Here is a 9,657-nt window from a genome sequence, read left to right as displayed (position 1 = left end):
AGGTCAAGTCCAAGGCACGCCCTCAAAGGACGGCCAGATCACTGGAGAGTCAACCCAGATCGCCGGGCACCGAGCCTGACAGCACTCCACCCACAAGCGCCACCCAAACACTCACAGATCACTGGCGATCGCTGCCCCTAAGGGCTCAGCGAACGCCAGTGATCTCGGCCTCTCATCGCCTCGCGGGCGCTGTCAGACTGCTCGTATGACGGATCGCCGGCTGCGGGGAACCTTCGACCGCGTGGCCTCGCGCTACCAGGCCGCGCGCCCCGAGTACCCGGCCGGCCTGTACGCCGACCTGCTCGCGATGACCGGGCTCCGGCCGCCCGCGCGCCTCCTGGAGGTCGGCTGCGGGCCGGGAAAGGCCACCCTGCCCCTGGCGCGGATGGGCTTCTCGATCACCGCGGTCGAGCTCGGTCCCGCTCTGGCGGCGGAGGCGCGGCGCCGCCTTGCGGAGTTCCCGGACAGCTCGGTGATCACCTCCTCGTTCGAGGAGTGGCGGCCTCCGCCGGACGCCCGCTTCGACCTCGCCTATGCGGCCACCGCGTGGAGATGGGTGGATCCGGACGCCAAGTACGCGAAGGCCGCCGATCTCCTCCCCCGATGCGGCCACTTGGCCGTGTGGGACGCCGGGCACGCGTTCCCTGCCGGCTTCGACCCTTTCTTCACCGAGATCCAGAAGGTGTACGACGAACTCGGCGAAGGCGACGGCGCCGTCCGGCCACCGCCACCGCCCGAGGAGTGGCACGATCCCACCGCCGCCGAGTTCGAGGCCTCCGGGCGCTTCACGGTCGTGGGGACACGGCGCTACGTCTGGGCCCGGCGCTACACCGCCGAGGAGTACCTCGCCCTCCTCGGCACCTTCTCCGGCCACATCGCCATGGAGCCCGCCAAGCGCGAGCACCTCTACCGAGAGGTGCGCCGACTCCTCGCCGCGCGCCCGGACGGACGGCTGACCCGGCACTGGTCCGCCGTCCTGACCGTCGGTCGCCGCAGCTGACACCGAGCAGGGCGACGACCGGCGCCGCCGCGTACGTTGCCGGGGGGCCCGGTCCGCGTGAGGATGGGGCCGTGACCCCTTCTGATCATGGCGAGACGCCGCGGCCGGCCGTGCGGCCGCTGAGCGTGGAGGACCTTCCCTGGATGCGGGAGTTGTTCACGGAGCGCTGGGGAGGGGTCGTCTCGGTCAGCCGGGGCGTCGCTCACGACACGACCGCGCTGCCCGGGTTCGTCGCCCACCTCGACGGCGTACGGGCCGGGGTCGTCACGTACCGCCTCGACGGACGGGAGTGCGAACTCGTCACCCTGGACTCCGTACGGGAGGGCGCGGGGGTGGGCACCGCGCTGGTGGACGCCGTGGCCGGGGCGGCGCGCGGCGCGGGCGCCGTACGGCTGTGGCTCGTCACGACCAATGACAACCTGCGGGCGCTGCGCTTCTATCAGCGGTACGGCTTCGACCTCGCCGCCCTGCACCACGACGCCGTCGCCCGGTCGCGAGCGCTGAAGCCGTCGATCCCGGCGACCGGCCTCGACGGCATTCCCGTACGCCATGAGCTCGAACTGCAACTCGACCCGCGCCGGCCGGGGTCCGCAGGAGCCGGGCTCAACAGGGTTCGCGGTACCAACGGCGGTGCACCAGCGGCTCGACCGTGAGGACGCCGACCGCCGCCGTGACCGCCGCGGCCCAGATCACCGGGTCCCGGCTGCCGAGGCAGGCCGCGGCCACGGCCCCCGTCACCACGATGGGGCGGACGAGAGTGAACGGCCCGAGCCCCACCACGACCACTAAGGCGCCCTCCCGCGTGGGGAGCAGCAGGTAGGCCCCGAGCGAGAGCACGACGAGCACGGCGAAGGGCGCCAGGACGGCGAGCATCCTGGCCCCGGCCGCGAGCAGAGCCGGGTAACGGCGGCCCAGGTCCGCCAGTGACACGGCGGCGGTGGCGGCGAGATCCACCAGCGCCACGGCGGCGCCCCGCCCGGCCGCCGTCACGGTGTACGCCCGCCTGCGGATGCGCGCGTTGCGGCCCGCGGCGGCGCGGAAACCGGCGAAGGCCCCGTCGGTGACGGCCAGGGCCGCGAGGAGCGCGGGGACCATGACGTCCTGAGCCGGGACCCACGTCATCCGCCGGTCTCCTCCCGTACACCGCCGGCGCCGCGTCGCACGCAGCCGGGCCCCTCTCGTACGTCTCCACCGCCTCGCCCGCCGCCGGTCCCCTCCCCTACGCCGCCGACGCCGCCTCGTATGACGCCGGGCCCGCCCGGTGCCCCGCCGCCGCCGCCTCGTGCGCCGCCGGCGCCGGTGAGGCCGCGTGCGCGGCGGCCCAGTCCCCGCCGCAGTCCTTCGGCGAGCTCGGGCCGTACTCCGATGACCGGCCGCATCGTGGCGCAGCACGGATTCGCGTGGCGCGGCGGCGTGAACAGGAAGACGCGCATCCCCTCCGCCGACGACGCGGCGTCCAGCAGCACGGCGTCGCCGTGCGCCCGCCGCGCCGAGGCGACCCCGTCGTGGCGGCCCAGCGGCTCACGCATCCGGGCCCGGTGGAACACCCACGCACCCAGGGGCGCGAGGCGGGTCGCCGCGATGTCGTAGTGCACGAACCCGGCCGTACCGGGCCGGTCCTGGGCGTGGAAGAACCCGGGCAGCGAGGCGGCGGGGAGGTGATGCAGCACGCCGCTGGAGATGTAGAACGTCGCCGGCTCGTCGAGCGCCAAGGCGTCCCGGCGGACGAACCGGCAGGTCAGCCCCTCGTCCTCGGCGAGCCTCGTCGCCTCGGCGACCAGGACGGGATTGAGGTCCGCTCCGATCAGCTCGATGTCGCCGCCGAGCGTCCCGGAGGCCGCCAGGGACCTCGTCACGGGGCCGATGCCGCATCCGACGTCCACGATCCGCAGCGGCCCGAATCCGGCGCGGCGGGCCGCGGCCACGAGCGGCCTCAGCAGCTCCGCGAACCGCTGCGCCATCCGCATCTCCTCGCCGAGCCGCTGCAGCTCCGTGTGGACCCGGACGAACAGCCGGTCCACCGCCTCGGGGTCCAGGAACCCTCCGGAGGCGGGCATCCGCTCGACGATCCGTACGGCGCGGCGGTCGCCCGCCGCGCGCAGCCGGGCGACGACCTCGTCCTTGCCGACCGGCAGGCGCGCCCCCGTGGCGGGATCCCACGCGCCGATCAGGTCGGAGATCTCCAGGACCGGCATGGTCCGACCATAACCGCCCGATCAGGCGCTGGCACCGCCGTCGAGGACGAGATCGTGGCCGACGGTGAACCCCGCCTCGGACGAGGCGAGCCAGAGGACCGCCGCGGCGGCCTCGTCGAGGGTGCCGGCGCGGCCGATCGGCAGCGCGGTCTTGAGGCGTTCGGCGCGGTCGGCCTCGCTCTCGCCGGGCCGCAGGGACATCGACGTCTCGATCGGGCCGGGGCTGATCGCGTTGATGCGGATCCCGTCGCCGATGTACTCCTTCGCCGCCGCGCGGGTCAGCACGCTGACCGCCGCCTTGGAGGCGGCGTAGGCGCCGAGGAACGGCAATCGCTGGTGCGTTCCCTGGTTCGAGGCGGTGTTCACGATCGCGCCGCCGCCGTGGGCGCGCATGTGGGCGATCTCGTGTTTCATGCACAGGAAGACGCCCGCAACGCGGGCACCCTCGAGGCCGGGCCGCTCGAGTTCCACGGTGCGTCCGAGCGACTCGGCGTTCCGGCCGGCGACCACGACGGTGGCGCCCTCCCGGGCGAAGGCGAGCGCGGTCGCCCGGCCGATCCCGGAGCCGCCCCCGGTGACGAGGGCCACCTTGTGCGTGAAGCGTGCGGACATTGTCTCTCCTTGTTCTCATCGGGTACGGCGCGGCAGCGCCGCGCACAGGGCGGTGGTCGCGAGCGCGGCGGCGGCGACGCGCAGGGCGAAGCCATAGCCGCTCGAGGGGTCCGGGGAGTGGGCGGCGGCGATGGGGATCAGCAGCGCGAGCCCGACGGGCGGGCCGACCTCCATGGCGGTGTTGACCAGACCGCCCGCCAGCCCGGCCTGGTCGTCCCGTACGCCGTGCAGCGTGGCCAGCAGGGCGGCGGAGAAGGTCATGCCGGCGCCGAGGGGGAAGACGACGAGGCCGGCGTAGGGCGTGTCGAGGAGGCTGAGCAGGCCGAGTCCGACGGCCGCGATGGCCGAGCCGGCCGCCAGGACGCGGTGCGCGCCGAGGCGGGGGGCGAGTCGTCCGGTGAGCGGCCCGGCGGCGAGGAGGGGCGGCGCGGACAGCAGGAAGATCGCCGACGTCCGCAGCGGAGACAGGCCGCGTCCCTGCTGGAGGTACAGGGACAGCATGAAGGACGCGGTCGCCATCGCCGCCGCGCAGAACATGACGGCCACCAGGGGCAGCGCGCGCCGGACCAGGAACGGCAGAGGTGTCAGCGGGGCCGCGGAACGCCGCTCGGCCAGGCCGAACAGGGCGAGCAGCAGGACACCGCCGGAGACGGCCCAGACGGAGCGCTGCAGCCCGTAGATCACCGCGGCGAGGCCCGTCGTCGCGAGGGCGGCGCCCGGCCAGTCGATCCGGGCCGCGCCGGCCGGCCGGTCGGCGGGGAACAGGCGCGGTACCGCGGCCACGGCGAGGGCCGACACGAGCACCGGCGCCAGGAACACCCAGCGCCACGGCACCCATGTGATCACCACTCCGGACAGCACGGTGCCGACGGTCGCGCCGGCGCTGCTCAGGATGCCCCAGACCGCCATCGCCCGGCTCCGCCGCCGGGGGTCGGGGAACAGCGTGCCCGCCAGCGCCATCGCCGCCGGCGCCGCCATCGCCGCGCCGACCCCCTGGGTGAACCGGGCGGCGACCATGGCTTCCGTGCCGGGGGCGAGTCCGGCCGCCGCCGAGCCGAGGCCGAAGACGGCCGCGCCGATGAGGAAGACCCTTCTGCGCCCGAGAGAGTCCGCCAGCCGCCCGCCGAGGAGCAGCAGCCCGCCGAACGCCAGGCCGTACGCGGAGGTGACCAGCACCGTCCCGGCGTCGTCCAGGCGCAGGTCCCGCCGGATGGCCGGCAGCGCGACGGTGAGCACCGTGATCGCCGCCACGAGCGTGAGCTGGACGGTCCCGAGCATCACGTAGGCGATCGACGACCATACCTGATCGATCGTTCTGCTTTCGACCGGATCATCTTCGGATTCGACCGACGCCACCCCCGCCGTTTGCCCGGCCTCCTGGGTTTCCCGCACAGCCGGACCCTAGTCATATCTAGATCGAACGGTCAAATATGGGCCCCGACCCTCCCCTGGAGACCCGGCGGAGGGCTGTGCGACGATCTGCCGGTGCCCGAGAACACACGTGAGCGCCGCCTGGCCGCGGTGCGCGGCTGCGACCGGATCCTGTCCGGGACCCGACCGACGACGATGCGGGAGCTGCTCACCGAGATCGAGGGGGCCGGGGACCTGGACACCCTGCCCGACTTCTACGACGGCGGGCCGGTGACGGCACTGGAGGAGCGCGTCGCCGGACTCCTGGGCACGGAGGCCGCCGTCTTCTTCCCGACCGGCACCATGGCCCAGCAGGTCGCGCTCCGCCTTGGCGCCGAGGCCACGGGCAGAACGACGGTCGCGCTGCATCCCCTCGGCCATCAGGAGCTGCACGAGCGGTACGCCTACTCCTGGCTGTCCGGCCTGCGCAGCGTCCGGCCGACGACCGCACTCCGCAACCCGACGGCCGAGGAGATCCGCGCGCTCGCCGAACCGGTCGGCACCGTCGTGGTCGAACTGCCGCTCCGCGACGCCGGCTTCGTGCTGCCCACCTGGGAGGAGCTGACCGCCGTCGCGACGGCGGTCGGCGACATCGACGCGTGGCTGCACCTGGACGGCGCGCGGATCTGGGAGTCCGCGCCCTCCCTCGGGCACTCCCTCGCGGAGATAGCGGCCCTGGCCGACAGCACGTACGTCTCGTTCTACAAGACGCTGGGCGGGATCAGCGGCGCGGCGCTCGCGGGGGAGCGGGACCTCGCCGCGTACGCACGGGTGTGGCGGCACCGGTACGGCGGTCAGGTGTTCCAGCAGTGGCCCGCCGCACTCGCCGCGATGGCCGGTCTCGACCGCGAGCTGCCGCGCGTCCCCGAGTACGTACGGCACGCGCGGACGGTCGCCGCCGCGCTGGCCGGGCTGCCCGGCGCGCGGGTGTTCCCCGAGCCGCCGCACACCCACCAGTTCCGCCTGTGGCTGCCGTACCCGGCCCGAGCGCTCGACGAGGCGGCGCTCGCGCTCGCCGAGGAGGACAAGGTCTGGTTCGCGGGCGGGTGGCGGGACACGGAGGTGCCCGGCGTCGCGATGACCGAGGTCACCGTCGCCGGCCCCGGCCTGGAGTGGACGGCCGCGGACGTCGCCGAGATCGGCGCACGCGTCATCGAGCGGGCCGGTCGCCACCGACCGTGACCGGCGGACCGGTGACGTGATCTTTGCCCGGCGGGCCCCGTCGCAGATTTCTCGCTTGACCTGTGTTTACGCCCGCATGGTCGATGGGTACTCACAGTAACGAGATCGCAACGCCACGTGATGGGATCGCCGGGGACACTCCGGGCCCCGCCCATCGTCTGCGATTCGAGGAGGGCCGGCATGACCGTGCGACACCGGCGGGTGATTTCCCCCCACTCGTTCCGGGCCAGCGCGTGCGGCACCCGGCCCTCCAGGTCCTCCGGTGCCGGTGCGGTACGCCCCCATCGCATCGGCGCCGCCCGGCCGGGCCGGCGGTGTTCCCGAGTTCCGCCGTCGGCCCGGCGCCCCGATCCGCCGGCTCGGCGCACGCGAAAGGAGCCTGGATGGACTGACGCCTGAAACCCTCTCGACTCGAACGGTCCCACTGGCCCGCGGCGGACCATACGACGCCGCGGGCCAGTGCCCTGCTCAGAGCTTCAGGCGCCAGGTCTGCTCCGTCAGCCGCGGCCCGTACTCCTCGGACGGCTCCTGCTCTCCCAGTTCGAAACCGGCGCGTTCGTAGAGGCGGCGGGCGTCCCCGAGGTTGTCGTGGGTCCACAGCACGAGCTCCTCGTACCCCGACCGGCGGGCGAACCTGACGCACTCCTCGACCAGCCGGCCGCCCACTCCCCTGCCGCGCGCGAACGGCTCCACCAAGAGGAGCCGGAGACGCGCGACGCGCTCGCTCTCCCGTACGCAGAAGATCGTTCCGGCGGGCCGGCCGTCGATCTCCGCGATCCACGCGTTCTCGCCGGGCCCGTGACTCTCGGCGTACTCGGCGACGACGCGGGCGACGAGCGTCTCGAAGGTCGTGTTGTACCCGTACTCGGCGGCGTACAGCGCCCCGTGCCGCTGGACGACCCAGCCGAGGTCGCCGGGGCCGAGCGGGCGCAGCAGGTAGGACGCCGGCCGGGGACGCTCTCCCAGGATCTCCTCGATGGCGGCCATGGCGCCCAGCAGCCGGCGCTGCTCGTCCTCGGGCAGACCGGCCAGGATCTGTTCGATCTGGGCCGCCGACCGAGAGTCCAGGTCCTGGAACACCTCCCGGCCGCGGTCGGTCAGCCGGGCCGACTGCCGCCGGGCGTCGTCCTCGGCGCGGCCACGGACGATCAGCCCGTCGCCCTCGAACCGGGTCAGCATCCGGCTCAGGTAGCCGGCGTCCAGGCCGAGCGAGCGGCGGAGGTCGGCGACCTCGCAGGCGTCACGCCGGGCGAGCTCGAAGACGACCCTGGCCTCGGTGAGCGAGTAGGGGGTCTGGAGCAGTCCCTCGTTCAGCACGCCGATGACCGAGGTGTAGAAGCGATTGAAGGCGCGGACGGCGTCGATCCGGTCCGGCGGCACGGCAGAATTCATTGACCACCTCAACGATTAAGTTGACACAGTCAAAGATAATCGCGAGCGACCGTATCGTCCAGAGGCGATCGTGAAGTCAGACCGCCGCGTCGGCGCCGGCCGCCGGGACGGTCCGCTCGCGAAGCTCCGCCACCACGCGCCGCTCGACGTAGAACGTCAGGAACGGGATGATCCCCGCCAGCACGATCAGCACCATCTTCCCCAGCGGCCAGCGGACCCGGCGGTACAGGTCGAACGCGGTGATGAGGTACAGCGGGTAGCAGATCATGCCGTGCGGGATGCCGATGGCGGTGGACAGCACCCCGTTGTGCGCGAAGAGCTTCAGCGGCACCGCGACGAAGCACAGCGCGATCAGCAGCACGCCCGTCACGTAGGCCATGACGCGATAGCGGGTCACCGCTCCTTGCAAGGGTCGTCCCTCCGTGAGGCCGCCGCCGTTCAGGGGCGCGCCGCCTCGTCGTTCAGTCGGGCGAGGCGGCGGTTGTAGGCCGCCAGCTCCTCGTCGTCCTCGTCGTCGATGTCAGCGATCACGGGCGACGGCGCGGCTCCCGCCGGGGTCACCGTCCCCGGGTCGGCGTTCGTCTCGCCGCGCAGCTCGTCGCGCACCATCCGGACCCACATGGCGACCACGAAGATCGCGAACATCGGCCACTCGATGACGTACGCCCAGCTCTGCAGGTTGCCCCCCTGGGCGCGATCCAGCTGCCACCAGCCGGCCAGCATGAAGATGCCGATCAGCACGATGGCGATCGCATGCAGTCCGAGCCAGCCGGGCCTGAAGAACCGTCGCACGTCTTGAGCGTACCCGCCCCCGCGGCGGACCCTGGTTCGGGTCCGCCCCAAGGACGACGGCCGTGCTCAGCCGTCACGCGGCGTCCCTTAAGGCCGGGCGTGCTCACCCGCAACGCGGCGTCCTGAGGCGGGGTGCGCTCACCCGCAACGCGGCGTCCTGAGGCGGGGTGCGCTCACCGGTCGCGCGGCGGGCCGGTGTAGATGGCGCGCGGGCGCAGCGGCGTGCCCCGCGCGTACTCCTCCAGCGCGTGCGCGAGCCAGCCCGCGGTACGGGCGACGGCGAAGATCGCCTCGCCCGCTCCCCTGGACATGCCGGTCACCGCCCCGAGTGTCGCGAGCGCGAAGTCGATGTTCACGCCGGGCAGGCCACGGCTCCGCGCCTCGGCCAGGACGGCCTCGGCGACGGCGAGCCGCTCGTGACCCGGCGCGGCGGCGCGCACGAGGTCCAGCAGGCATCCGGCACGGCCGTCCCGGGCCGGGTAGACGACACCGCCGAAGCCGGGAACGCGCTCGCCCCGGCGCAGGCGCTCGCCGATCACCCGGGCCGCACGGCCGGGCGCCGCGATCTCGGCCAGCAGCGCCTCCGCGCCGAGCGAGGCGCCGCCGTGCAGGCCGCCGCCCGCCGCGCCCAGCCCGGCCATCACGACGGCGTACGGATCGGCGCGCACGGAGGCGGCGACCCGGGCGGCGAGCGTCGAGGCGGCCAGCTCATGGTCGGCCAGCAGGACGAGCGCGGCGTTCAGCGCACGGACCGCCGCGGGCCGCGGCTCCTCCGCGGTCAGGCGCGGCCACAGCCGGGCCGCGATCGAGCCCTGCGCGGGCCACGGCTCCTGCCGCGTCCCCGGCACGCGGGCCACGTCCTCTTCCGGCGGCGGGCCCGCCGCGGACACCGCGGCCTCTCCCGGCAGCGAGCCCGACCCGAGGGCCACCGCCTCTCCCGATGACCGGCCCGACCCGAGGGCCACCGCCTCTCCCGATGACCGGCCCGACCCGAGGGCCACCGCCTCTCCCGATGACCGGCCCGACCCGAGGGCCACCGCCTCTCCCGATGACCGGCCCGACCCGAGGGCCACC

Annotated in this window: 11 protein-coding genes; 3 read left to right on the top strand and 8 right to left on the bottom strand. The window is 74.0% G+C overall.

Translation table 11 applies throughout. From position 1 onward, the window contains the following. The first annotated feature begins 205 nt into the window (after positions 1-205). Positions 206-1,000 (top strand): class I SAM-dependent methyltransferase, encoded by a 795-nt coding sequence (locus NDW01_RS42485; protein ID WP_252830352.1) that lies wholly within the window; start codon positions 206-208, stop codon positions 998-1,000. 71 nt (positions 1,001-1,071) lie between these two features. Continuing rightward, the gene (locus NDW01_RS42480) at positions 1,072-1,653 is read left to right on the top strand and encodes a GNAT family N-acetyltransferase (RefSeq protein ID WP_252830351.1); all 582 of its coding nucleotides are present in this window, start codon (positions 1,072-1,074) and stop codon (positions 1,651-1,653) included. Here the strand turns inward: NDW01_RS42480 and NDW01_RS42475 are convergent. The 4 genes from NDW01_RS42475 to NDW01_RS42460 are packed head-to-tail and all read right to left on the bottom strand — an operon-like array spanning position 1,604 to position 5,085. Continuing rightward, on the bottom strand, positions 1,604-2,122 hold the full coding sequence (locus NDW01_RS42475; RefSeq protein ID WP_252830350.1) for a hypothetical protein: 519 nt from the start codon (positions 2,120-2,122) through the stop codon (positions 1,604-1,606). The two genes, NDW01_RS42480 and NDW01_RS42475, sit on opposite strands and share 50 nt — an antisense overlap. Further along, positions 2,119-3,195, bottom strand: a complete 1,077-nt coding sequence (locus NDW01_RS42470) for a methyltransferase domain-containing protein (protein ID WP_252830349.1) — start codon at positions 3,193-3,195, stop codon at positions 2,119-2,121. Before NDW01_RS42470 ends, NDW01_RS42475 begins: the two co-directional genes overlap by 4 nt. Before the next feature lie 21 nt (positions 3,196-3,216). After that, positions 3,217-3,807 carry an SDR family oxidoreductase gene (locus tag NDW01_RS42465; protein ID WP_252830348.1) on the bottom strand — a complete coding sequence of 197 codons (591 nt, stop codon included), beginning with the start codon at positions 3,805-3,807 and terminating at the stop codon, positions 3,217-3,219. Positions 3,808-3,822: 15 nt separating this feature from the next. Continuing rightward, positions 3,823-5,085, bottom strand: coding sequence for an MFS transporter (locus NDW01_RS42460; RefSeq protein WP_252830353.1), 1,263 nt, complete (start codon positions 5,083-5,085; stop codon positions 3,823-3,825). A gap of 207 nt (positions 5,086-5,292) precedes the next feature. On the opposite strand from NDW01_RS42460, the gene NDW01_RS42455 reads away from it, so the two are divergent. Next, complete coding sequence (locus tag NDW01_RS42455; RefSeq protein ID WP_252830347.1) at positions 5,293-6,399, top strand: threonine aldolase family protein; 1,107 nt, start codon at positions 5,293-5,295, stop codon at positions 6,397-6,399. A 468-nt stretch (positions 6,400-6,867) separates the two neighbouring features. Here NDW01_RS42455 and NDW01_RS42450 read toward each other — a convergent pair whose 3' ends face one another. The 4 genes from NDW01_RS42450 to NDW01_RS42435 all read right to left on the bottom strand — a co-directional run. Further along, the gene (locus tag NDW01_RS42450) at positions 6,868-7,791 is read right to left on the bottom strand and encodes a bifunctional helix-turn-helix transcriptional regulator/GNAT family N-acetyltransferase (protein ID WP_252830346.1); all 924 of its coding nucleotides are present in this window, start codon (positions 7,789-7,791) and stop codon (positions 6,868-6,870) included. A 76-nt stretch (positions 7,792-7,867) separates the two neighbouring features. Further along, on the bottom strand, positions 7,868-8,188 hold the full coding sequence (locus NDW01_RS42445; RefSeq protein ID WP_252778309.1) for a DUF3817 domain-containing protein: 321 nt from the start codon (positions 8,186-8,188) through the stop codon (positions 7,868-7,870). Between the two features lie 41 nt (positions 8,189-8,229). Continuing rightward, entirely contained in the window at positions 8,230-8,583 is a 354-nt protein-coding gene (locus NDW01_RS42440) for a hypothetical protein (protein ID WP_252830345.1), read from the bottom strand. Positions 8,584-8,756: 173 nt separating this feature from the next. Further along, positions 8,757-9,657: citrate/2-methylcitrate synthase (locus NDW01_RS42435; RefSeq protein ID WP_305883866.1), on the bottom strand; the 901-nt coding region annotated here is incomplete at its 5' end.

This window comes from Actinoallomurus soli (assembly GCF_024055715.1).
Taxonomy (GTDB): Bacteria; Actinomycetota; Actinomycetes; order Streptosporangiales; family Streptosporangiaceae; genus Actinoallomurus; species Actinoallomurus soli.
This window is presented reverse-complemented; position numbering and strand designations above follow the sequence as displayed.

Coding starts and splice junctions, on each gene's coding strand:
- NDW01_RS42485 (WP_252830352.1), top strand. CDS start 206: ATGACGGATCGCCGGCTGCGGGGAACCTTCGACCGCGTGGCCTCGCGC.
- NDW01_RS42475 (WP_252830350.1), bottom strand. CDS start 2,122: ATGACGTGGGTCCCGGCTCAGGACGTCATGGTCCCCGCGCTCCTCGCG.
- NDW01_RS42470 (WP_252830349.1), bottom strand. CDS start 3,195: ATGCCGGTCCTGGAGATCTCCGACCTGATCGGCGCGTGGGATCCCGCC.
- NDW01_RS42465 (WP_252830348.1), bottom strand. CDS start 3,807: ATGTCCGCACGCTTCACGCACAAGGTGGCCCTCGTCACCGGGGGCGGC.
- NDW01_RS42460 (WP_252830353.1), bottom strand. CDS start 5,085: ATGCTCGGGACCGTCCAGCTCACGCTCGTGGCGGCGATCACGGTGCTC.
- NDW01_RS42450 (WP_252830346.1), bottom strand. CDS start 7,791: ATGAATTCTGCCGTGCCGCCGGACCGGATCGACGCCGTCCGCGCCTTC.